General features: G+C 69.6%; 23 protein-coding genes and 1 tRNA gene. 11 read left to right on the forward strand and 13 right to left on the reverse strand.

Going from position 1 to position 21036, the window contains the following annotated elements; all coding sequences use genetic code 11:
* Nucleotides 1-66: 66 nt before the first annotated feature.
* A complete protein-coding gene (locus H6927_16105; GenBank protein ID MCP5219615.1) occupies nt 67-966 on the forward strand; it encodes a DMT family transporter in 900 nt (299 codons plus the stop codon).
* A 63-nt stretch (nt 967-1029) separates the two neighbouring features.
* Here H6927_16105 and clpA read toward each other — a convergent pair whose 3' ends face one another.
* Nucleotides 1030-3363: an ATP-dependent Clp protease ATP-binding subunit ClpA gene (gene clpA / locus H6927_16110; protein ID MCP5219616.1), complete on the reverse strand. Its 2334-nt coding sequence runs from the start codon at nt 3361-3363 to the stop codon at nt 1030-1032.
* A 107-nt stretch (nt 3364-3470) separates the two neighbouring features.
* Nucleotides 3471-3824: an ATP-dependent Clp protease adapter ClpS gene (gene clpS, locus H6927_16115; protein MCP5219617.1), complete on the reverse strand. Its 354-nt coding sequence runs from the start codon at nt 3822-3824 to the stop codon at nt 3471-3473.
* A gap of 186 nt (nt 3825-4010) precedes the next feature.
* Between clpS and H6927_16120 the strand changes: the two genes are divergently transcribed.
* Complete coding sequence (locus H6927_16120; protein MCP5219618.1) at nt 4011-4256, forward strand: cold-shock protein; 246 nt, start codon at nt 4011-4013, stop codon at nt 4254-4256.
* 58 nt (nt 4257-4314) lie between these two features.
* On the opposite strand, the gene H6927_16125 is transcribed toward H6927_16120, so the two are convergent.
* From H6927_16125 to tilS, 3 genes are all read right to left on the reverse strand, one after another.
* Nucleotides 4315-4407 (reverse strand) — tRNA-Ser (locus H6927_16125).
* Nucleotides 4408-4445: 38 nt separating this feature from the next.
* Nucleotides 4446-5717 carry an aspartate kinase gene (locus tag H6927_16130; protein ID MCP5219619.1) on the reverse strand — a complete coding sequence of 424 codons (1272 nt, stop codon included), beginning with the start codon at nt 5715-5717 and terminating at the stop codon, nt 4446-4448.
* 57 nt (nt 5718-5774) lie between these two features.
* Entirely contained in the window at nt 5775-6791 is a 1017-nt protein-coding gene (gene tilS / locus H6927_16135) for a tRNA lysidine(34) synthetase TilS (GenBank protein ID MCP5219620.1), read from the reverse strand.
* Nucleotides 6792-6932: 141 nt separating this feature from the next.
* On the opposite strand from tilS, the gene H6927_16140 reads away from it, so the two are divergent.
* Complete coding sequence (locus H6927_16140; GenBank protein ID MCP5219621.1) at nt 6933-7217, forward strand: DUF1232 domain-containing protein; 285 nt, start codon at nt 6933-6935, stop codon at nt 7215-7217.
* Between the two features lie 3 nt (nt 7218-7220).
* Here H6927_16140 and H6927_16145 read toward each other — a convergent pair whose 3' ends face one another.
* The 3 genes from H6927_16145 to H6927_16155 form a co-directional block, all read right to left on the reverse strand.
* A complete protein-coding gene (locus tag H6927_16145) occupies nt 7221-8195 on the reverse strand; it encodes an acetyl-CoA carboxylase carboxyltransferase subunit alpha (protein ID MCP5219622.1) in 975 nt (324 codons plus the stop codon).
* A gap of 68 nt (nt 8196-8263) precedes the next feature.
* Entirely contained in the window at nt 8264-8917 is a 654-nt protein-coding gene (locus tag H6927_16150; GenBank protein ID MCP5219623.1) for a DNA-3-methyladenine glycosylase 2 family protein, read from the reverse strand.
* 46 nt (nt 8918-8963) lie between these two features.
* Entirely contained in the window at nt 8964-10340 is a 1377-nt protein-coding gene (locus H6927_16155; protein ID MCP5219624.1) for a cysteine--tRNA ligase, read from the reverse strand.
* 201 nt (nt 10341-10541) lie between these two features.
* On the opposite strand from H6927_16155, the gene H6927_16160 reads away from it, so the two are divergent.
* From H6927_16160 to H6927_16180, 5 genes are all read left to right on the forward strand, one after another.
* Nucleotides 10542-11093: a tetratricopeptide repeat protein gene (locus H6927_16160; protein MCP5219625.1), complete on the forward strand. Its 552-nt coding sequence runs from the start codon at nt 10542-10544 to the stop codon at nt 11091-11093.
* A 63-nt stretch (nt 11094-11156) separates the two neighbouring features.
* Nucleotides 11157-11837, forward strand: a complete 681-nt coding sequence (locus H6927_16165) for a peptidylprolyl isomerase (protein MCP5219626.1) — start codon at nt 11157-11159, stop codon at nt 11835-11837.
* A gap of 11 nt (nt 11838-11848) precedes the next feature.
* A complete protein-coding gene (locus H6927_16170) occupies nt 11849-12355 on the forward strand; it encodes a peptidyl-prolyl cis-trans isomerase (GenBank protein MCP5219627.1) in 507 nt (168 codons plus the stop codon).
* 6 nt (nt 12356-12361) lie between these two features.
* Nucleotides 12362-13132, forward strand: coding sequence for a UDP-2,3-diacylglucosamine diphosphatase (locus tag H6927_16175; GenBank protein MCP5219628.1), 771 nt, complete (start codon nt 12362-12364; stop codon nt 13130-13132).
* Nucleotides 13133-13136: 4 nt separating this feature from the next.
* Nucleotides 13137-13949 (forward strand): zinc-dependent peptidase, encoded by an 813-nt coding sequence (locus H6927_16180; protein MCP5219629.1) that lies wholly within the window; start codon nt 13137-13139, stop codon nt 13947-13949.
* A gap of 46 nt (nt 13950-13995) precedes the next feature.
* On the opposite strand, the gene H6927_16185 is transcribed toward H6927_16180, so the two are convergent.
* The gene (locus tag H6927_16185) at nt 13996-14649 is read right to left on the reverse strand and encodes a DsbA family oxidoreductase (protein ID MCP5219630.1); all 654 of its coding nucleotides are present in this window, start codon (nt 14647-14649) and stop codon (nt 13996-13998) included.
* Nucleotides 14650-14819: 170 nt separating this feature from the next.
* Nucleotides 14820-15593 carry an SDR family oxidoreductase gene (locus tag H6927_16190; GenBank protein ID MCP5219631.1) on the reverse strand — a complete coding sequence of 258 codons (774 nt, stop codon included), beginning with the start codon at nt 15591-15593 and terminating at the stop codon, nt 14820-14822.
* A 112-nt stretch (nt 15594-15705) separates the two neighbouring features.
* Here H6927_16190 and H6927_16195 point away from each other — a divergent pair, with 112 nt between their 5' ends.
* Nucleotides 15706-16602: a LysR family transcriptional regulator gene (locus tag H6927_16195; GenBank protein MCP5219632.1), complete on the forward strand. Its 897-nt coding sequence runs from the start codon at nt 15706-15708 to the stop codon at nt 16600-16602.
* On the opposite strand, the gene H6927_16200 is transcribed toward H6927_16195, so the two are convergent.
* Together H6927_16200 and H6927_16205 are read right to left on the reverse strand one after the other, a co-directional pair.
* A complete protein-coding gene (locus tag H6927_16200; GenBank protein MCP5219633.1) occupies nt 16571-17497 on the reverse strand; it encodes an alpha/beta fold hydrolase in 927 nt (308 codons plus the stop codon). The genes H6927_16195 and H6927_16200 overlap by 32 nt on opposite strands.
* Nucleotides 17498-17504: 7 nt before the next feature.
* Entirely contained in the window at nt 17505-17933 is a 429-nt protein-coding gene (locus H6927_16205) for an RNA-binding S4 domain-containing protein (GenBank protein MCP5219634.1), read from the reverse strand.
* A 181-nt stretch (nt 17934-18114) separates the two neighbouring features.
* On the opposite strand from H6927_16205, the gene H6927_16210 reads away from it, so the two are divergent.
* Together H6927_16210 and H6927_16215 are read left to right on the forward strand one after the other, a co-directional pair.
* Complete coding sequence (locus H6927_16210; GenBank protein MCP5219635.1) at nt 18115-19065, forward strand: tripartite tricarboxylate transporter substrate binding protein; 951 nt, start codon at nt 18115-18117, stop codon at nt 19063-19065.
* A 23-nt stretch (nt 19066-19088) separates the two neighbouring features.
* Nucleotides 19089-20024 carry an amidohydrolase gene (locus H6927_16215; GenBank protein MCP5219636.1) on the forward strand — a complete coding sequence of 312 codons (936 nt, stop codon included), beginning with the start codon at nt 19089-19091 and terminating at the stop codon, nt 20022-20024.
* 6 nt (nt 20025-20030) lie between these two features.
* Here the strand turns inward: H6927_16215 and H6927_16220 are convergent, their stop codons facing one another.
* Nucleotides 20031-20948, reverse strand: coding sequence for a LysR family transcriptional regulator (locus H6927_16220; GenBank protein ID MCP5219637.1), 918 nt, complete (start codon nt 20946-20948; stop codon nt 20031-20033).
* Nucleotides 20949-21036: the final 88 nt, after the last annotated feature.

Genomic DNA, 21036 nt, shown 5'->3' on the forward strand with positions numbered 1-21036 from the left:
CCATCGGCCGTTCGGCCGCAGGCCTGGCACGACCATGTTCAGCCCCCCGCCCCTTGTGCCGCCGCCATGCGCCTGACCGCCTCCACTGCCGCCCTGCTGACCACCTCGACGCTGCTGTGGGCCGGCAATGCCGTGGTGGGGCGCGCGGTGGTCGGCCTGGTGCCGCCCATCACGCTCAACTTCATCCGCTGGCTGCTGGCCTTCGCCATTCTGCTGCCGCTGGCGCCCTGGGTGCTGGGCCGCAGCAGCGGGCTGTGGCCGCTGTGGCGCCGCTACGCCCTGCTGGGCCTGCTGGGGGTGGGCAGCTACAACGCGCTGCAGTATCTGGCCCTGCGCACCTCCACGCCGCTGAACGTGACCCTGGTGGCGTCGAGCATGCCGCTGTGGATGCTGGCGCTGGGGCGGCTGTTCTTCGGCCTGCGGGTCAGCCTCGCCCAGGTCGCGGGCGTGCTGCTGTCGATGGCCGGCGTGCTGGTGGTGCTGGCACGCGGGCGCTGGCAGCAGCTGGTCACGCTGCAGTTGGTGCCCGGCGACCTGTACATGGTGGTGGCCACGATCGCCTGGGCCTGGTACTCGTGGCTGCTGCCGGCGCGCCCGGGCGAGCCGGCGCGGCTGCGCGGCGACTGGGCTGCCCTGCTGCTGGCGCAGGTGGTCTTCGGCCTGGGCTGGTCGGGCCTGTTCGCGGCGAGCGAATGGGCGCTCAGCCCCGACGCCCACATCGCCTGGGGTTGGCCACTGGCCGCCGCCCTGGCCTTTGTCGCGGTCGGTCCGGCCGTGCTGGCCTACCGCTGCTGGGGCCTGGGGGTGGAGCGCGCGGGGCCGGCGCTGGCGGGCTTTTTCTCCAACCTCACGCCGGTGTTCGCGGCCATTTTGTCGGCGCTGTTCCTGGGCGAGGCACCGCAGCCCTTTCACGTCCTGGCCTTCGTCCTGATCGTCGCCGGCATCTGGGCGGCGGCGCGGCGCTGACGCAAAAAAACCCGCTGCGGATCAGCGCAGCGGGTGGTTGTGGTGGCGCCCGAGCGTGGCGGATCAGTCCGCCGCCAGCTCTTCCTCCGGCTCGGCCGGCTCGGACTTGGCGCGGTCCTTCTTAGGCATCGGGACGATGTCCAGCAGCACCTCGTCCTTGTCGTCCAGGTCCACCGTCAGGCGCCCGCCGTCCTGCAGGCGGCCGAACAGCAGCTCGTCGGCCAGTGCCTTTCGGATGGTGTCCTGGATCAGGCGCTGCATGGGGCGCGCGCCCATCAGCGGGTCGAACCCCTTCTTGGCCAGAAACTTGCGCAGCTTGTCGGTGAAGGTGACCTCGACCTTCTTCTCGGCCAGCTGCTGCTCCAGCTGCAGCAGGAACTTGTCGACCACGCGCAGGATGATCTGCTCGTTCAGCGCCTTGAAGCTGACGATGGCATCCAGCCGGTTGCGGAATTCGGGCGTGAACAGGCGCTTGATGTCGGCCATCTCGTCGCCCGACTGGCGCGCGTTGGTGAAGCCGATGGTGGCCTTGTTCATGGTCTCGGCGCCCGCGTTGGTCGTCATGATGATGATGACGTTGCGGAAGTCGGCCTTGCGCCCGTTGTTGTCGGTCAGCGTGCCGTGGTCCATCACCTGCAGCAGCACGTTGAAGATGTCGGGGTGCGCCTTCTCGATCTCGTCGAGCAGCAGCACGCAGTGCGGCTTCTTGCTGATGGCCTCGGTGAGCAGGCCGCCCTGGTCGAAGCCGACGTAGCCCGGAGGCGCGCCGATCAGGCGGCTGACAGCGTGGCGCTCCATGTACTCGCTCATGTCGAAGCGGATCAGCTCCACCCCCATGATGTAGGCCAGCTGCTTGGCGGCCTCGGTCTTGCCCACGCCGGTGGGGCCGCTGAACAGGAAGCTGCCGATCGGCTTGTCGCCCTTGCCCAGGCCCGAGCGCGCCATCTTGACGGCGGCGGCCAGCACCTCCAGCGCCTGGTCCTGGCCGAACACCACGCTTTTCAGGTCGCGCTCCAGCGTCTGCAGCTTGCCGCGGTCGTCGTTGCTGACGCTGGCCGGCGGAATGCGCGCGATCTTGGCGACGATCTCCTCGATCTCGTGCTTGCCGATGGTTTTCTTGCGCTTGCTGGCCAGGGCAATGCGCTGCGCCGCGCCGGCCTCGTCGATCACGTCGATGGCCTTGTCGGGCAGGTGGCGGTCGGTGATGTACTTGGCCGACAGCTCGGCCGCGGCCTGCAGCGCGGCGGCGGCGTACTTGACGGCGTGGTGCTCCTCGAAGCGACTCTTGAGGCCCTTGAGGATCTCGATGGTCTCGGGCACCGTGGGCTCGACCACGTCCACCTTCTGGAAGCGCCTTGAGAGCGCCGCGTCCTTCTCGAAGATGCCGCGGTACTCGGTGTAGGTGGTCGCGCCGATGCACTTGAGCTGACCGCTGGACAGTGCCGGCTTGAGCAGGTTGCTGGCGTCCAGCGTGCCGCCCGATGCGGCGCCTGCGCCGATCAGGGTGTGGATCTCGTCGATGAACAGGATGGCGTGCGGCTTGTCCTTCAGGCTCTTGAGCACGCCCTTCAGGCGCTGCTCGAAGTCGCCGCGGTACTTGGTGCCCGCCAGCAGCGCGCCCATGTCCAGCGCGTAGACGTTGGCCTCGGCCAGGATCTCGGGCACCGTGCCCTCAGTGATGCGCCAGGCCAGGCCCTCGGCAATGGCCGTCTTGCCCACGCCGGCCTCGCCCACCAGCAGCGGGTTGTTCTTGCGCCGGCGGCACAGGATCTGGATGGTGCGCTCGACCTCGTAGTCGCGCCCGATCAGCGGGTCGATCTTGCCGTCCTTGGCCAGCTGGTTGAGGTTTTGCGTGTACTGCTCCAGCGGCGAGGCCTTCTCGCTCTTCTCGCTGGCCGCTTCTTCCGCCTCGCTGGCGCCGGGCTGGCCTTCGGCCGGCTTGCCGGCCTCGGGCGGGTCGCTCTTGCGGATGCCGTGGGCGATGAAGTTGACCACGTCCAGGCGCGTCACGCCCTGCTGATGCAGGTAGTACACGGCGTGCGAATCCTTCTCGCCGAAGATGGCCACCAGCACGTTGGCGCCGGTCACCTCCTTCTTGCCGTTGCCGGTGGACTGCACGTGCATGATGGCGCGCTGGATCACGCGCTGAAAGCCCAGCGTGGGCTGGGTGTCCACCTCGTCCATGCCCGCCACCTGCGGCGTGTTGTCCTTGATGAAGCCGGCCAGCGACTTGCGCAGGTCGTCGATGTTGGCCGAGCAGGCGCGCAGCACCTCGGCGGCGCTGGGGTTGTCCAGCAGCGCCAGCAGCAGGTGCTCGACCGTGATGAACTCGTGGCGCTGCTGGCGCGCCTCGACAAAGGCCATGTGGAGGCTGACTTCCAGTTCCTGGGCAATCATGGTGTGTTTCCTTTAGCGCCTCAAGCTTACGACGTTCTCGAGACTTTGACTGGCAAAGATGGGGGAGGTTTTCCCATATTTCAACGCCAAGGCGACGCCTGTCCGCGTCAGTCCACCGGCTCGCTCACGCATTGCAGCGGGTGGCCGGCCTGGCGCGCGGCGTCCAGCACCTGGTCGACCTTGGTCGCGGCCACGTCGTGGGTGTACACGCCGCATACCCCTTTGCCCTCCAGGTGGATCTTGAGCATGATCTGCGTGGCCGTCTCCCGGTCCTTGCTGAAGAACTCCTGGATCACCACCACGACGAATTCCATCGGCGTGTAGTCGTCGTTGAGCAGCACCACCTGGTGCATCTGCGGCGGCTTGACCTTCTGCGGCACGCGCTCGAGCACGATCGACGCGCCATCGTCCTCGGGTACGCCGGCCGGCTTGATCGGTTGCGTGATTGCCATGAAATCCATTTTATCGACGCGCCTCGCGCCCGGCAGGAGCCGGCGCCGACGGCACCCCTGCAAGATGGCGATGGCCGGCGCGCTTGCAAGGCCGGGGGCGGCTCGTGCACTGGGATTGACCATGATTGACAAGCGCGCCGGGCGTGTTCCAAACTCGTTCGTTACATGAAATAAGCGGCAGCAGAGGAGCAAGACATGCCAAACGGACGCGTGAAATGGTTCAATGACCTGAAGGGTTTCGGCTTCATCGAACCCGACGGTGGCGGGCCCGACATCTTTGCCCACTTCTCGGCCATCGCCATGGAGGGCTTCAAGACCCTGAAGGAAGGCGCACGCGTCAGCTACGAGGTCAACGAAGGCCCCAAGGGCCTGCTGGCCACCAACATCCGCACGGCCGACGCCAGCCCCGTGGCCAGCAGCGAGGCGCCGCCCGCCGCCTGACTGCGGCCAGGCGCCCAAAGCAAAACGGGCCCGAGGGCCCGTTTTGTTTTCTTGCATCTGGCGGAGACGAAGGGATTCGAACCCTTGATGAGGCTCTACACCCCATACTCCCTTAGCAGGGGAGCACCTTCGGCCACTCGGTCACGTCTCCAGCGCCCTCAAGGCGAAGGCCTGCATTATGCCATTGGTTCAGGCCGCCTTCGGCATGTCCAGCTCGAACGCGCGGTGCAGGGCGCGCACGGCCAGCTCCATGTACTTCTCGTCGATGACCACCGAGGTCTTGATCTCGCTGGTGGAGATCATCTGGATGTTGATGCCCTCCTCGCTCAGCGTGCGGAACATCTTGGCCGCCACGCCGGCGTGGCTGCGCATGCCGATGCCGACGATGCTGACCTTGCAGATGCGCGGATCGCCCACCACGTCCGCGGCGCCCAGCTGCGGCACGACCTTGTCCTTGAGCAGCTCCATCGTGCGCGCCAGGTCGGGGTGCGGCACGGTGAAGCTGAAGTCGGTCTTGCCGTCCTTGCTGACGTTCTGGATGATGACGTCGACCTCGACGTTGGCGTCGGCCACGGCGCCCAGGATCTGGTAGGCGATGCCCGGCCGGTCGGGCACGCCGAACACGGAAATCTTGGCCTCGTCACGGTTGAAGGCAATGCCCGATACGACGGCGTGTTCCATTTTTTCGTCTTCCTCGAAGGTGATGAGCGTTCCGGATTGGGCCTCCTGGGCCACGTCGATGTCCCAGGGCGTGAAGCTGGAGAGCACGCGCACCGGCACGCGGTACTTGCCGGCGAATTCGACCGAGCGGATCTGCAGCACCTTGCTGCCCAGGCTGGCCATCTCCAGCATTTCCTCGAAGCTGATGGAGGCCATGCGCCGCGCCTCGGGCACCACGCGCGGGTCGGTGGTGTAGATGCCGTCCACGTCGGTGAAGATCAGGCACTCGTCCGCCTTGAGCGCCGCCGCCACCGCCACCGCCGAGGTGTCGGAGCCGCCGCGCCCCAGCGTGGTGATGTTGCCGGCCTCGTCGATGCCCTGAAAGCCGGTGATGATGACCACCTTGCCGGCGCCCAGGTCGGCGCGCACCTTGCGGTCGTCGATGCTTTCGATGCGCGCCTTGGTGTAAGCGCTGGTGGTGCGGATCGGCACCTGCCAGCCGGTGTAACTGACGGCGGGCTGGCCCTCGGCCTGCAGCGCGATCGACAGCAGGCCCACCGACACCTGCTCGCCGGTGGAGGCCAGCATGTCCAGCTCGCGAAAGTAGTCGCGCGTGATGTGGCTGGGCGCCAGCTCCTTGGCCAGGCCGAGCAGGCGGTTGGTCTCGCCGCTCATTGCGCTGGGCACCACCACCACCTGGTGGCCGGCGCGTGCCCACTTGGCCACGCGCTTGGCGACCTGCGCGATGCGCTCGGTCGAGCCCATCGAGGTGCCGCCGTATTTCTGGACGATCAAAGCCATGATTTGAAAGGTTGGATAAAAAGCCGCGCCGCGCGCCCACGCGGCAAACCTTCGATTTTAGCGGCGCGCCGATGCCCCGGCGGCGCCCGCGGGTCCGGCCTGCCACTGCAGCACCTCGCCCACGCGCCGCACCCGGCCCTGGCCCAGCTTCAGATCGATGCGGTGGCCACGCGTGGCGCAGGCCTCGATCTGCGCCTGCAGCGCCGCCAGCTGCGCCTGGGTCGGGGTCTGGCCATGCGCCGCCAGCAGCCAGTGGCGCAGCGCGTTGGCGCGCCGCGCCGGGCCCAGCTGGCGCAGCGCCGCCAGGCGCGGCGGCTGGCCGCAGGCCGCCAGGTCTTGCGCGGCCACCTCGGCCAGGACGTCCTGCGCCTGCGCGGCGTGCGCGGCGCTGCGGGCGAAGGTGGCGCGAAACGCCGGAAACAGCTCCTGCAGCACCGGCAGCAGGCGGGCACGGATGCGGTTGCGCGTGTAGCGCTCGTCGGCGTTGCTGGGGTCTTCAATCCAGCCCTCACCGCGCGCGCGCAGCCAGGCGCGGATGGCCGGCGCGGGCACGCCCAGCAGGGGCCGGGCGTAGGCCAGGCCGCCGCGCCGCCAATGCGCCGGCATGGCGGCCAGCCCGGGCAGGCCGGCGCCGCGCGAGAGGGCCAGCAGCACCGTCTCGGCCTGATCGTCGGCGTGTTGCGCGATGACTACTGTTTTGATAGCTGATTGCGTATGTTCGGGGCGGGCCAAAGCATCAAAAGCCTCGTAACGACGGGCGCGCGCCACGGCCTCGGGGCTTTGGCCCGGCGCGGCGCGCGCGTCCACCCGCTGCACGCGCAGCGGTACCCGCAGGCGGGCGCACAGGGCCGCGCAGTGCCGCTCGAAGCCATCGGCCGCCGCCTGCAGCCCGTGGTGCACGTGCCAGGCCTGCACCTGGCCCGGCCAGCGCTCGGCGCAAGCCAGCAGCAGCGCGGTGGAGTCGGCGCCGCCGCTGAAGGCCACGGCCAGCGGCAGCGCCGGTGCGCTGGCGGCAAAGGCGTCCATGGCGCGATCCAGCGCGGCGGGGTCGGCAAGAGGGGGTGCGTGGGGCATGGTTGGCGCCGATGGTAGGCCACCGCTCGGGCCGGGGGCGCGCCGTCGAGCCGGCCTTGTCATCCCAGCGGGCGGCCCCACGTTAAGGGCAAGGCCGCACCCATTGGGGCAGCGGCCGAGCCTGAAGGAGGCCTGCGCTCGATGTGGAAACTGACCCGACTGCTGACCGTGCTGCGCAAGGAACTGCTGCTGGCCTGGGGCCTGCTGCGCGATCCGCGCGCGCCCAAGGGCGCCAAGCTGGCCACGGTGCTGGCCATCGTGTACGTGCTCAGCCCCATCGACCTGATCCCCGACACCATCCCGCTGCTGGGCTGGCTGGACGACGGGCTGCTGGCCTACGTGCTGCTGCAGCTGGCCTTCAAGCTCCTGCCGGCCGAGCTGCATGCGGCGCTGCGTGCCAAGGTGGACGCCCGCGCCACGCGCTGAACCCTACCTTTCCGCCTTGGTGTCGGTAAAGCGGCCGTAGCCCTGCAGGCGCTCGTAGCGCCGGTCCAGCAGGTCCTTGAGCTTCAGGTCGGCGATCTGGCGCCAGGCGTCGGCCAGCGCGCGCTTGGCGAAGCCGCCCATCTGGCGCGGGTCGCGGTGCGCGCCGCCCACCGGCTCGCTGACGATCTTGTCGACCAGGCCCAGCGCCTTCAGGCGGTGCGCGGTGATGCCCAGGGCGGCGGCGGCCTCCTCGGCCTTGTCGCTGGTCTTCCAGAGGATGGAGGCGCAGCCCTCGGGGCTGATCACCGAGTAGATCGAGTACTGCAGCATCAGCACCTGGTCGGCCACGGCAATGGCCAGCGCGCCACCCGAGCCGCCCTCGCCGATGATGGTGGTGATGATGGGTACCTCGAGCTGCGCCATCTCGTAGATGTTGCGGCCGATGGCCTCGGACTGGCCGCGCTCCTCGGCGTCGATGCCCGGAAACGCGCCGGGCGTGTCGACGAAGGTGAACACCGGCAGCTTGAACTTCTCGGCCGTCTTCATCAGGCGCAGGGCCTTGCGGTAGCCCTCGGGCCGCGTCATGCCGAAGTTGCGCGCGGCGCGCTCCTTGGTGTCGCGCCCCTTCTGGTGGCCCAGCACCATGCAGGCGTTGCCGTTGAAGCGCGCCAGGCCGCCGACGATGCTCTGGTCGTCGGCGAAGTGGCGGTCGCCGTGCAGCTCGACGAAGTCGGTGAAGCACTCGCGCACGTAGTCCAGCGTGTAGGGCCGGTCGGGGTGGCGCGCGATCTTGGTGATCTGCCAGGGCGACAGGTCGCCGTAGATGTCCTTGGTGAGCTTCAGGCTCTTCTTGCCCAGCTGGTCGATCTCCTCGGAGATGTCGACCGCGCTTTCGGACTGCACGTAGCGCAGCTCCTCGATCTTGTTTTCCAGCTCGGCGATGGGTTGCTCGAAATCCAGAAAGGTCTTTTTGGCCAAAAGCGGCTCCTCGGTGACGGGAGGGAAGGAATGTTAGCGGATGTGCCCGGGCGTGCCGGGCCTGCTCTTCAGTAGGCGACGGGCAGCGGCTCCAGCGAGCGCCACATGTACCAGGTGGCCACGCTGCGCCAGGGCGCCCAGCCGGCGGCCACCTCGCGCGCCTCGCTGCGGCTGACGGGCTCGCCCGAGAAATAGTTGGTGCTGATGCCCTTGATCAGGCCCACGTCGTCCAGCGGCAGCACGTCGGGGCGCAGCAGGTGGAACATCAGGAACATCTCGGCCGTCCAGCGGCCGATGCCGCGGATGGCCACCAGCTCGGCGATGATGGACTCGTCGTCCATCGCCACCCACTCATCGACGTGGATCTTGCCGGCGTCGAAGTGCAGCGCCAGGTCCACCAGGTATTCCACCTTGCGCGCCGACAGGCCGGCGGCGCGCATGTCGTCCACCTTGAGCTTGAGCACGCTGGCGGGCGTCATGCGCCGCGGCAGCGCCTCGAAGCGCTCCCACACCGACTGCGCCGCCTTGACCGAGATCTGCTGGCCGACGATGGAGCGCGCCAGCGTGACGAAGGCGTCGCCGCGCGACTGCAGGCAGGCGTCGCCAAAGCGCGGGATCAGGCGGCGCAGCACCCGGTCCTTGCGCGTGAGGTGCTCGCAGGCGGCGTCCCAGTAGGCCGGGGTCATCACCACCCCGTTGACTTTGTTTTTTGTAGCTGCCATCGCCCGCCCCATCAGCGCAAACAGCCTGTTTGGCTTGAAAAATCGGTCATGGAACGGCCTCCCAGGTGGTGCCCGCGGGCGAATCCTTGAGCACGACGCCGGCGGCCAGCAGCTCGGCGCGAATCTGGTCGGCGCGGGCAAAGTCCTTGGCTTTCTTGGCGGCGGCGCGGGCCTCGATCTGGGCGGCAATGGCCGCTTCATCGAGCGTGCTGCCGGCCTGCAGAAAGGCCTGCGGGTCGGCCTGCAGCAGGCCCAGGCAGCCGCCCAGGGCCTTCAGCAGGCCGGCATCCTCGGGTCGGCGCGCACGGTTGACCTCGCTGGCCAGCTCGAACAGCACGGCCACCGCCTCCGGCGTGCCGAAGTCCTCGTCCATCGCGGCCTTGAAGCGCGCGGCCCAGGGATTGGTCCAGTCGATCGCCACTTCGGCCGCCGGCACCGCGTCCAGCGCCGTGTACAGGCGCCGCAGCGCCGCGCGCGCGTCCTGCAGGTGCACGTCGCTGTAGTTGAGCGGGCTGCGGTAGTGCGCGCGCACGATGAAGAAGCGGATCGTCTCGGCGTCGAACCGCTCGAGCACCTCGCGGATGGTGAAGAAGTTGCCCAGCGACTTGGACATCTTCTCGTTGTCGATGTTGACGAAGCCGTTGTGCATCCACACGCGCGCCAGCGGCTGGCCGTTGGCGCCTTCGCTCTGCGCGATCTCGTTTTCGTGGTGCGGAAACTGCAGGTCGGCCCCGCCGCCGTGGATGTCGAAGGTGTCGCCCAGCAGCGCGCAGCTCATGGCCGAGCATTCGATGTGCCAGCCCGGCCGGCCCAGGCCGAAGGGGCTGTCCCACTTGGCGCCTTCGGGCTCGCTGGGTTTGGCGGACTTCCACAGCACGAAATCCAGCGGGTCGTGCTTGCCCTCGGCCACCGCCACGCGCTCGCCGGCCTGCAGCTCGTCCAGCGTCTTGCCCGACAGCCTGCCGTAGCCGGGAAACTTGCGCACGGCGTAGTTCACGTCGCCGTTGTCCGACCGATACGCCAGGCCCTTGCCCTGCAACCGGCCCACGATGTCCAGCATCTGCGGCACGTAGTCGGTGGCGCGCGGGTCGTGCGTGGGGCGCTGCACGCCCAAGGCGTCGAAGTCGCGGTACATCTCGCCGATCATGCGGTCGGTCAGCTGGCGGATGGTCTCGCCGTTCTCCAGCGCGCGGCGGATGATCTTGTCTTCGATGTCGGTGATGTTGCGCACGAAGGTCACGCGCAGGCCGCTGGCCTTGAGCCAGCGCTGCACCACGTCGAAGGCCACGGCCGAGCGCGCGTGGCCGACGTGGCACAGGTCATAGACGGTGATGCCGCACACGTACATGCGCACGTGGCCCGGCTCGATGGGCGCAAAAGCTTCCAACCCACGCGAGAGCGTGTTGTAAATCCGAAGGGTCATGGAAAAACCGAATACCGCAGGTGCGGGCCAACCGTTTGGGCTCATCGTCAGACGCCGCGGGCCGCCCGTCAAGAGGGAAAGCGCGGCTCGCGGTGGCGCGGGCGGCGCAAACATCCTGCTTGGCTACAATGCCCCGCAGTATAAAACCTGCCCCGGCGCCCCGGCCCACAGCCTGGCCCCCTCCGCGCCCCGCGCCCGTTCATGCTCCTGCGCCGCCCACCCCAGTCCACCCGCCGGCCCGCCACCCTGGCCCTGCTGCTGGCCGGCCTGCTGCTGGCGGGCCCGGCCCGCGCCGCCGACGACTACACCCAGGTACAGCAGTTGCAATCCGCAGGCCAGACGGCGCAGGCGCTGGCCGCGGCCGATGCCTACATCAAGGACCATCCGCGCGATCCGCAGATGCGCTTCATCAAGGCCAACGTGCTGAGCGCCAGCGGCCAGGCCGCCGAGGCGCAGGCCCTGCTGCTGCAGCTGACGCGCGACTACCCCGAGCTGGCCGAGCCCTGGAACAACCTGGCCGTGCTGTACGCCGCCGGCGGGCACCTGGCGCAGGCGCGCGAGGCGCTGCAAAACGCCCTGCGCGTGCAGCCCGACTACGCCACCGCGCTGGCCAACCTGGGCGACGTGCAGGCGCGCGAGGCGCTGCAGTCGTTCGAGCGCGCGCGCCAGGCCAAGGCCGACGACCCGCAGCTGCCGGCCAAGATCGAGGCGCTGCAGCACCTGTGGGGCGCCCCGGCCCAAGCCAAGCCCTGATCCGGGAACTTGCGCGCAACCCCGGCGCACCAACCACGATTCCCGTCCCCGAAAGCCCCACCCATGATCCTGTCCCGTCGCACGCTCGCCCGCCTGGGCGCCACCGTGGTGGCCGCGGCCGCCCTGGGCACCGCCCTGCCGGCGCTGGCCGGCAGCCCGCGCGTCAAGTTCGTCACCACCGACGGTGACTTCGTCGTCGAGCTCTACCCCGACGCCGCGCCCAAGACCGTGGCCAACTTCCTGCAGTACGTCAAGGACGGGCACTACAACGGCACCGTGTTTCACCGCGTGATCAAGAGCTTCATGGTCCAGGGCGGCGGCTACGACACCGACTACAAGGAAAAGCCGACCCGCGCCTCCATCAACCACGAAGGACGCCAGGCCCTGGCCAAGGGCCTGAAGAACGTGCGCGGCGCCATCGCCATGGCGCGCACCAACGACCCGTATTCGGCCAAGGCGCAGTTCTTCATCAACGTGGTGGACAACCCGCGGCTCGACCCGGTGATCCTGCCGGCGGGCGACCCGGTGACCTTCGAGTTCCAGGGCCAGCTGCAAAAGGACATCCCGCGCGCGCAGGTCGAGAACCACCCCGCCCTGTTCGGCTACACCGTGTTCGGCAAGGTCGTGAGCGGCATGGACACGGTCGACAAGATTCGCGACGAGCCCACCGGCGCCGGCGGCCCCTTCCCCTCCGACGTGCCGCAAAAGCCGGTCGTCATCCAATCCGCCACCCTCATCCCCTGAAAGACATTGTCATGAGCAACCCCCAAGTCGAACTGCACATCAAGGACCACGGCGTCATCACGCTGGAGCTGGACCATGAGAAGGCCCCCAAGTCGGTGACCAACTTCCTGTCCTACGTGACGGGCGGCCACTACGACAACACGGTGTTTCACCGCGTCATCAAGAACTTCATGATCCAGGGCGGCGGCTTCGAGCCCGGCATGAAGCAAAAAGGCACCCAGGCGTCCATCACCAACGAGGCCGACAACGGCCTGAAGAACGCCCGCTACACCGTGGCCATGGCCCGCACCAGCGACCCGCACTCGGCCACCGCGCAGTTCTTCATCAACACGGTGGACAACGACTTTCTCGACTTCAAGGCCCCCACTGCCCAGGGCTGGGGCTATGCCGTGTTCGGCAAGGTCGTCAAGGGCCAGGAGGTGGTGGATGCCATCAAGGCCCTGCCCACCACGCGCAAGGGCTTTCACGACGACGTGCCGCGCGATGATGTCGTCATTGAAAAGGCCGTGCAGGTCTGACCACCCATGATGGCCGTGCCCTCCTTCGGCGTGCTGACCGCACCCGAGGCCTGGCGCACGGTCGATGTCATTTCCGACCTGCACCTCAAGCCCGAGGAGCCGGCCACCTTCGAGGCCTGGGCCGCCTACGTGGCGCGCACGCCAGCCGACGCCGTCATCATCCTGGGCGATCTGTTCGAAGCCTGGGTGGGCGACGACGGCGCCGCGCCCGGCAGCTTCGAGGCCCAGTGCGGCCAGGTGCTGGACGGCTGCCGCGCCGACCTCGCCTTCATGCGCGGCAACCGCGACTTCCTGGTGGGCAGCGACTTCCTCGCGCGCCACCGCGTGCGCGACCTGGCCGACGACCCCACGGTGTTCGAATGGGACGCGCAGCGCATCGTCCTCAGCCACGGCGACCTGCTGTGCACGGCCGATGTGGCCTACCAGCAGTTTCGCCAGCAGGTGCGCAGCGCCGCATGGCAAAGCGCCTTCCTGGCCCGCCCGCTGGCCGAGCGCCAGGCCATCGCGCGCCAGATGCGCGAGCACAGCGAGGCGCGCCACGCCGCCACCGCGCCCGCCGACTACGCCCAGGCCGACGCCGCGCTGGCGCGCCAATGGCTGCACGCCGCCAACTCCCGCCTGCTGATCCACGGCCACACCCACCAGCCCGCCGACCACGCCCTGGGCGATGGCCTGACGCAGGTGGTGCTGAGCGACTGGCACATCGACGCGCGCACCCACCGCGCCCAGGTGCTGCGGCTGACGGCGGACAGCGCCCGCACGCGCATCGATCTTTAAATCCATGCTGCCCGCCCTCGCCCGCTGGTGGCGCCGCGCGGTGCGGCCGCCCAAGCCCATCCCCGACGCGCTGTGGCAGGCCACGCTGGCGCGCTATGCCTTCCTGCAGCGCCTGAGCGGCGACGACAAGGCCCGGCTGCGCCGCCTGGTCACGCACTTTCTGGCGCACAAGCAGTTCAGCGGCGCGCACGGCCTGCGCGTCACCGACGCCATGGCCGTGGCCGTGGCCGCGCAGGCCTGCCTGCCGCTGCTGCACCTGGGGCCGGCCGACACGCCCGAGGACGCGCTGTCGTGGTACGACGACTTCGTGGGCATCGTCATGCACCCGGCCGACGCGGTGGCCGCCCGCCAGGTGATGGACCACGCCGGCGTGGTGCACCACTACGCCGAGGTGCTGGCCGGCGAGGCCATGCAGGACGGCCCCGTCATGCTGAGCTGGCCGGCCGTGCAGGGCGACGGCACGGGCACGGCCAGCAGCGTGGTGATCCACGAGTTCATGCACAAGATGGACATGCAGGCCGGCGGCGCCCACGGCGCGCCGCCGCTGCCGCGCGGCTTCATGGGCGCGCGCGGCGCGCGCGAGGCCGCCGCCATCTGGGCGCACACCTGGGCGCCGGCCTACCGGCACTTTCGCGAGCAGGTGATCCGCGCCGAACGCTTCGGCGAGCCCCTGTCCTGGCTGGACGCCTACGCCGCCAGCGCGCCCGAGGAATTCTTCGCCGTGGCCTGCGAGGCGCACTTCGTCGACCCCGAGCGCTTTGCCCAGGAGTTTCCGGCGCTGAGCGCCAGCCTGCGCGCGTTCTTCAAGCAAAAATAGCCGCCAGCCCGCATACATAATGCGCAAGCAGCTATCAAACAAATAGCTATTGCGGGGCGGCGATCTGCCGCAGCGCCTGCTCGAACACCCCGGGCGGCTGCCCGCCCGAGATCAGGTGGCGCTCGTTGATGACGATCGACGGCACCGACTGGATGCCCGCCATCTGCCAGCGGCGCTCGGCCGTACGCACCTCGCTGGCGTAGTCGTCGCCGGCCAGGATGGCGCGGGCGCGCTCGGCGTCCAGCCCCACCTGCGCCACCACGGCCAGCAGCACCTCGTCATGGTCCACCCGCTCGCCGCGGCCGTGGTAGGCCTGCAGCAGCGCGCGCTTGAGCGCCAGTTGCCGGTCGGCACTCTCCAGCCCAGCCCAGTGCAGCAGCCGGTGCGCCTTGAAGGTGTTGACGATGCGCCCGCGCCCTGCCGGGTTGAAGGCAAAGCCCACCGCCGCGCCGCGCTCGTTGAGGGTGGCCAGGATCTGGTCGCGGTTGGCCGGCACCCCGCCCCACTTGCGGCGCAGGTACTCGTCCACGTCCATGCCCTCGGCGCCCATGTCGGGGTTGAGCTCGAAGGGCTGCAGGTGCAGCGTGGCCGGCACCGCATCCGCACTGCGCGCCAGCGCCTGCTGCAGCGAGGCCAGGCCCACCGCGCACCAGGGGCAGGCCACGTCGGAGACGAAATCGATTCGGAGCGGGGTTGGCATGGACAGGGCAGTGCAGCAGCGACGGTGAACATTTTGCCAGCCAAGGCGCCCCACCCATGGACCAGCGCCGCGCCCAGGGTTTTGCCTTCGCCGGGCCGTCGGTGGCGTGCATGCGCGCCGTGCCGCGAAACGCATTGCGCGGGTAGGGGTCGAGCAAGATCAGCCTTCTTTCATTTGGTGGTGTAGCCGCCATTGATCAGGATGGTCTGGCCGGTGATCCACCAGCCGTCGCTGACCAGATGGCGAATGAAAGGCACCACGTCCTCGATGTCGGTCAGGCCGGTCTTGCTGAAGGCCGACAGTGCTGCCGCACTCTTGTGATAGGCCTGCGCATCGGGTGCCTCTTGCCCGTAGAAGAACGAGGTGTCCATGGGGCCCGGGCCCACGGCCGTCACCGAGATGCCGCGCGCGCCGAACTCCTTGGCCGCCGCGCGGGTGAAATGCTCCACCGGCGCCTTGGTGCCCGCATAGCTGGCGTAAAACGGCGTGAATGCCCCCAGCAGCGAGGTCACCAGCGTGCACACCTTGCCGTGGTCGTTCACGTGTTTGCCCGCCTCCTTCAGGAAAAAGAAGGCCGACTTGGCGTTGGCATCGCTCATCTCGTCGTATTCGGCTTCCGAGATTTCAAGCATCGGCTTTTTCAGCACCTTGCCCACCGTGTTGATGGCGATGTCCGGGCGGCCGACGGCGGCCACGGCATCGGCAAACAACTTTTCCATGGCTGCGGCCGTGCTCAGCTTGGCTTGCAAGGCCACGGCCCGGGCGCCCGCTTTTTGCACGGCCGCCACGGTCTCATCGGCCGCCGCCTGGGTGGCCGCGCTGTGGTAGTGGATGGCCACGGCCTTGGCGCCATGGGCGGCCAGGTCGCGCGCCAGCAGGCCCCCCAGGTTTTTGGCGCCACCGGCGATCAAGACGACCTTGCCTTCGATGCTGTGCCTGGACATGAACGAACTCCTTTGCTGTGATGGGATGCGAGCCAGTTTATTGGTCAAGATAATGGGAGTAAATAGAATGAAAATAAAATCACTATCCATGTTTCATGACCAATGACATCGAATGGATCTCATCGAGCAACTGCGCACCTTTGTCCAGGTGGCTCACAGCGGCGGCTTCACGCCCGCGGCGGCGCAGCTGGACTTGCCGCGACCGACGGTGTCACTGGCGGTGCAGCAATTGGAGGCTCGCCTGGGCACGCGCCTGCTCAATCGCACGACCCGGCGCGTGAGCCTGACACCGGACGGCCAGGCCCTGCTGGAGCGCGCCAGCATGCTGGTGCACGATGCCGACGAATTGGCGCTGCAGTTTCAGGCCCAGGGGGCGCAACCGGCCGGCCATTTGCGGGTGGATGTGCCCAGCCGCATGGCGCGGCGGCTGATCGCGCCCGCCTTGCCTGATTTTTTTTCCCGATACCCCCACGTGAAGCTGGACCTGGGCAGCAGCGACCGGACGGTGGACCTGGTGCGCGAAGGCATCGACTGCGCCCTGCGCGTGGGCGAGATGGCATCCAGCAGCCTGGTGGCCCGGCCGCTGGGGCGCTTGCGCATGGTCAACTGCGCCAGCCCGACGTATCTGGCGCGCTGGGGCACGCCGCGTTCCCTGCAAGACATGCCGCGGCACCGGGCCGTGCACTACGCCACGTCGGGCGGCGGCGTGGCGCCATGGGAGTGGCACGAGCGCGGCCACACGCGCACGCTGCCCACCACGGCCCAGGTCACGGTCAACAACGCCGAGGCCTACATCGCCTGCGCCTTGGCAGGGCTGGGCCTGATTCAGGTGCCCGCCTTCGATGTGCAGGAGCACCTGGGGGCGGGCACGCTGGTGGAGGTGCTGGCCCGCTGGCCGGCGGCGCCCATGCCGATTCAACTGGTCTATGCGCACCGCCGCCACCTTTCGCGGCGCGTGCAGGCCTTTGGCAGCTGGCTCAGCGAGATCCTTGGCCCGACACTGAATTAGGGCCTGTTAACCAACAGGCCCCAAGCGCGTCCTGCAGCGCGACGTCGAAGGCAGCCGCCTTCTCATACTGCACCCAGTGTCCGGCGCCCTCGATCAGCTGCAGGCCGCGAAAGTCCGGCGCGGCCGCGGCGAACGCGCCGGCCAGCTGGTGCACGCGGGGCACGTACAGCGCATCGTGCTCGCCGTAGATGGCATGCACCGGACACGCCAGCCCGGGCAGGGTGCGCGCCAGCCAGTCGGCGAACGAGCGGCGCCGGCGCGGCAGGCGGTCGCGCTCCACGTTGGCCGCGTGCAGCTCCAGCGCCAGCGCGTCGACGGCGCGCGCATCGTGCAGCATCAGCACCGCCAGGTTGTGGCGGTGGTGCTCCAGCTGCAGCGCGCGCGTGGCCAGGTGCCGCCAGGCCTTGAGCTGCACCGGCCGGTCGGCCGCCACCCCCATGGCCGGCGCGCCCACCAGCACCAGGCGCCGCGCCAGCTCGGGGTGTGCCGCCAGCAGGCGCGCGGACACCAGCCCGCCCAGCGAGAAGCCGACCAAGTCGACCGCCACCCCCGGCACCAGCGCGCGCAGCCCCGCGGCCAGGGGCCCGGCCATGGCGTCGGCGTCGCTGCCCACGGCGGGCGGGTCGGAATCGCCAAAACCCGGCATGTCCGCCGCCAGCACCCAGCGGCCCGCATCGAGCAGCGGCACGATGTTCTTCACCCAGTGCGTCCACGAGCCGCTGCCGCCGTGCAGCAGCACCACCGGCGGCGCGCCGTCTGGCACGCCCCAGGCGTGCCAGACCACGCGCTCGTCGCCCGCCCCCGTCACGCGGCGCTGGCCGGCCTGCAGGCGCGCGCGCACGACGGGCGGCAACGCCTGCGGCACGTCGGGATGTTTCAGGGTGCCTGCGTCCATCTGGCGCTCATTCGTCCCATGCGGCCGACCAGCGCTGGTCCCAGTCGGCGCGCCGCTGGCCGTCCAGCGCGCGGCGTTCGCGCTTGGTGGGGCGACCCTGGGCGATGCTGCGCGCCGGCTCGGGCGCCAGGCGGCGCGCGGCGGCGGCCTGCTCGCGCGCGGCCACGCTGACCGCGGTCTCGGCATACAGCTGCTGTGCCACCGGCGCCGGCCCGCGCAGGGCGCTGAGCGCCAGCACCCGCACCTCGCGTTCGAGCTCGCCCTGCCGCACCCGCAGCAGGTCGCCCACCTTCAGCTCGCGCGCCGGCTTCACCGGGCTGCCGCCCACCTGCACGCGCGCACGCTCGATGGCCTGCACGGCCAGGGCGCGGGTCTTGAAAAAGCGCGCGGCCCACAGCCACTTGTCGATGCGCTGGCGCTCCAGGGGTTCGGTCATGATCGGACGCCATTGTGCCGCCGGCGCTACGGCACCGCGGCGCCGAGCGGCGGCGCGCCCATGGGCTGTTCCTCATTCATCGACGCCATCGATATCAGATTGGCCTGCGCGGGCCTATTCCGAGGCTCTGGTGTTACCTAAGCTGTGGGCCGGCCTTGACCACGGACCAAAGGAGACACCCATGCAAACACGACGAGCACTCGTCGCCCTGGCACTCGGCGCCCTCATCGGCGGCGCGGCCTGGAGCCAGGAGCCCATCGACATCATCGTGCCGTCCGGCGCCGGCAGCGCGCCGGACATCATCGCGCGCATCGTCGGGGACGAGCTGAGCACACGGCTCAAGCGCCCGGTGGTCGTCAACAACCGCCCGGGCGCCGGCGGCATCATCGCGGTGATGGCGGCCAAGTCGGCCAGCAACCCCGATACCCTGCTGCTTGCGCAGGCGGCCGTGGTCACCGTCACCCCGCTCACCTACCGCGCGGCGCGGTACGACCTCGAAACCGACATGGAGCCGGTCGTCTCGGTGGCCGACACGCCCATGATGTTCGTCGGCAACGCCGAGCGCGGGCCGCAGACGCTGGCCGACGCGTTGGCTGCGGCGCGCAAGGACCCGGGCGCGGTGACCCTGACCACCACCAGCCGCGGCTCGATCCCGCACCTGACGGCCGAGCTGCTGGTCCAAACCACCGGGGCACCGTTCAACATCGTGCCCACCGCCACCACCGGGCAGGGCATCCAGACGGTGGTCGGCGGCGAGGCGGCCATGACCGTCAACGGCGTGGCACCCCTGCTGCCCCTGGTCAAGTCCGGGCGCCTGAAGGGGCTGGCGGTGACGTCGGCCAAGGTGCTGCCGGGCCTGGAGGGCTACCCGTTGGCCAAGGACATCGTGCCCGGCCTGCAGGCCACCGGCTGGTTCATGCTGTTTGCCAAGAAGGGCACGCCCGCCGCCCGCGTGCAGCAGATCAACCAGATCGTCAACGCCGCGCTGCAGTCGCCCGCCGTGGTGGACAAGCTGGCGCGGACGGCCAACTACCCCCTGGGCGGCTCGGTGGCCGACGCGCGGGCCTTCCTGAAGCAGGAGAAGGCCTTGTGGTCGGGCATCGTGAAGAACACCGACATCCACCCCGAATGAATGGCCCCACCGAGACGCCGCCCATGAGCCTGACCCGCATCGACACCCACCACCACATCGTCCCGCCCAGCTACAAGGCCTGGCTGGCCCGCCAGGGCATCGCGGCGGGCGGCCGCGCCATTCCCGACTGGTCGGCCGATGCCGCGCTCGAGCTGATGAGCCGCATCGGCGTGACGCGCAGCATCCTGTCGGTGTCCACGCCCGGCGTGCACCTGGGCGACGACACGCTGGCACGCCGCTGGGCACGCGAGGTGAACGAATTCGCCGCCCGCGTGCGCGCCGATCGCCCGGCGCAGTTTGGCTTCTTCGCCACGCTGACGCTGCCCGACGTCGATGGCGCCCTGGCCGAGGCGGCGCACGCCTTCGACGTGCTGGGCGCCGACGGCGTGGTGCTGCTGGCCAGCGTGCGCGGCAGCTACCTGGGCGACGCCGCGATCGAGCCGCTGATGGAAGAGCTGAACCGGCGCGCGGCGGTGATCTTCGTGCACCCGTCCGAGCTGAACGCGCCGCCGCCGCCCGACATTCCGCCCTTCGCGGCCGACTTTTTGCTGGACACCACGCGCGCGGCCATCCACATGGCGCGCGCGGGCTGGCTGGAGCGCTATCCACATGTGCGCATCATCCTTTCGCACGCCGGCGGCTTCGTGCCCTACGCGGCCGAGCGCATCGCGCGCACCTGCTCCGAGCGCGGCGACACCGCCCACGGCATCGAGCGCCTGCGCCGCTACTACTTCGACACGGCGCTCAGCAGCAGCCCCTACGCCCTGCCCTCGCTGCTGGCGTTTGCCGACCCGACGCACATCACCTTCGGCAGCGACTGGCCCTACGCGCCGGCCGAGCGCTCGCAGCACTTCGCGCAGCTGCTGGACGCCTACCCGCTGACGCCCGGGCAGCGCCGCGCCATCGACCACGACAACGCGCTGGCGCTGTTCAGCAGCCCCGCACGCGTGCCGGCGTAAGGCCCTTCAGACGCTCGCGCTGCGGGGCGACAGCTCGCCCACCAGCAGCTCGCGCAGCCAGCGCAGGCCTGCGTCGTCGTTGAAGCGGCGGTGCCAGTACAGGCGCACGGTGCTGGGCGGCAGCCTGAAGGGCAGCGGCAGCAACGCCAGCGTGCCGTGCGCGTTGAACACGTCGGCCAGCTGCGCCGGCACCACCGCCAGGAACTCGCCCAGCGCCAGCAGCGGCGGCACCATCAGGTACGAGGGCAGCTCCAGCAACTCGCGGCGCTGCAGTTGCTGCGCGGCCAGCAGTTCGGTGATCATGTCCTGCACCCCCGAGTTGCCGTGCACCACCAGCTGCGGCGTTTCGGCAAAACGCCGCAGGCTCAGGCGCCGGCCCGCCAGGGTGTGCGTGCGGCTGACCACCGCCACGTAGTGCCGGTCATACAGGCGCCGCTGGATCAGCGTGGGCGGCAGGCGCGGAAAACTGCCGACGGCCAGGTCGACCGCGCCGTCGGCCAGCGCCTGGCCCAAGCTGGCCGGGTCCATCACCCGCAGCGCCAGGCGCACATGGGGCGCGCGCGTGCGCACCGCGTGCACGATGCGCGGCCACAGCACGTAGGCGCCGACGTCGGTGTGCGCGATACGGAACTCGCGCTGCGCCGTGGCGGCGTCGAAGCTTTGCGTGGCCAAAACCTGGTCGCGCACGCGCTCAAGGATGTCCGCCAGCGGCGCGGCCAGCGCGGCGGCGCGCGCCGTCGGGCGCAGGCCGCGCCCGGTGCGCACGAACAGTTCGTCACCCAGCTGCTGGCGCAGACGGCCCAGGGCCGAACTCAGGGTGGACTGGCTGACGTCGAGCTCGCGCGCCGCGCGCGTGGCGCTGCGCTGACGCAGCAGCGCGTCCAGCACCGGCAGCAGGTTGAGATCGACGCCCTTGAGGTCCACGTCAATGGTTCCGGGGCGACGCGCTCAGACTCGAACTCTTAGAGCCAAATCGTGCCCCAGCCCCCATGGATCATGCCCAATAAGCTAT

The sequence above is a fragment of the Burkholderiaceae bacterium genome, from assembly GCA_024235995.1.
Lineage (GTDB): Bacteria > Pseudomonadota > Gammaproteobacteria > Burkholderiales > Burkholderiaceae_C > Ottowia.

Excerpts from the sequence above, each read along its gene's own strand:
- H6927_16210 (MCP5219635.1), top strand. The coding sequence starts at position 18,115 with ATGCAAACACGACGAGCACTCGTCGCCCTGGCACTCGGCGCCCTCATC.
- clpS (MCP5219617.1), bottom strand. The coding sequence starts at position 3,824 with ATGGATTTCATGGCAATCACGCAACCGATCAAGCCGGCCGGCGTACCC.
- H6927_16130 (MCP5219619.1), bottom strand. The coding sequence starts at position 5,717 with ATGGCTTTGATCGTCCAGAAATACGGCGGCACCTCGATGGGCTCGACC.
- H6927_16190 (MCP5219631.1), bottom strand. The coding sequence starts at position 15,593 with ATGTCCAGGCACAGCATCGAAGGCAAGGTCGTCTTGATCGCCGGTGGC.
- H6927_16155 (MCP5219624.1), bottom strand. The coding sequence starts at position 10,340 with ATGACCCTTCGGATTTACAACACGCTCTCGCGTGGGTTGGAAGCTTTT.
- H6927_16200 (MCP5219633.1), bottom strand. The coding sequence starts at position 17,497 with ATGGACGCAGGCACCCTGAAACATCCCGACGTGCCGCAGGCGTTGCCG.
- H6927_16195 (MCP5219632.1), top strand. The coding sequence starts at position 15,706 with ATGGATCTCATCGAGCAACTGCGCACCTTTGTCCAGGTGGCTCACAGC.
- H6927_16215 (MCP5219636.1), top strand. The coding sequence starts at position 19,089 with ATGAGCCTGACCCGCATCGACACCCACCACCACATCGTCCCGCCCAGC.
- H6927_16205 (MCP5219634.1), bottom strand. The coding sequence starts at position 17,933 with ATGACCGAACCCCTGGAGCGCCAGCGCATCGACAAGTGGCTGTGGGCC.
- H6927_16170 (MCP5219627.1), top strand. The coding sequence starts at position 11,849 with ATGAGCAACCCCCAAGTCGAACTGCACATCAAGGACCACGGCGTCATC.
- H6927_16105 (MCP5219615.1), top strand. The coding sequence starts at position 67 with ATGCGCCTGACCGCCTCCACTGCCGCCCTGCTGACCACCTCGACGCTG.
- H6927_16175 (MCP5219628.1), top strand. The coding sequence starts at position 12,362 with ATGATGGCCGTGCCCTCCTTCGGCGTGCTGACCGCACCCGAGGCCTGG.
- H6927_16165 (MCP5219626.1), top strand. The coding sequence starts at position 11,157 with ATGATCCTGTCCCGTCGCACGCTCGCCCGCCTGGGCGCCACCGTGGTG.
- H6927_16180 (MCP5219629.1), top strand. The coding sequence starts at position 13,137 with ATGCTGCCCGCCCTCGCCCGCTGGTGGCGCCGCGCGGTGCGGCCGCCC.
- H6927_16150 (MCP5219623.1), bottom strand. The coding sequence starts at position 8,917 with ATGGCAGCTACAAAAAACAAAGTCAACGGGGTGGTGATGACCCCGGCC.
- H6927_16140 (MCP5219621.1), top strand. The coding sequence starts at position 6,933 with ATGTGGAAACTGACCCGACTGCTGACCGTGCTGCGCAAGGAACTGCTG.
- tilS (MCP5219620.1), bottom strand. The coding sequence starts at position 6,791 with ATGCCCCACGCACCCCCTCTTGCCGACCCCGCCGCGCTGGATCGCGCC.
- H6927_16120 (MCP5219618.1), top strand. The coding sequence starts at position 4,011 with ATGCCAAACGGACGCGTGAAATGGTTCAATGACCTGAAGGGTTTCGGC.
- H6927_16185 (MCP5219630.1), bottom strand. The coding sequence starts at position 14,649 with ATGCCAACCCCGCTCCGAATCGATTTCGTCTCCGACGTGGCCTGCCCC.
- clpA (MCP5219616.1), bottom strand. The coding sequence starts at position 3,363 with ATGATTGCCCAGGAACTGGAAGTCAGCCTCCACATGGCCTTTGTCGAG.
- H6927_16160 (MCP5219625.1), top strand. The coding sequence starts at position 10,542 with ATGCTCCTGCGCCGCCCACCCCAGTCCACCCGCCGGCCCGCCACCCTG.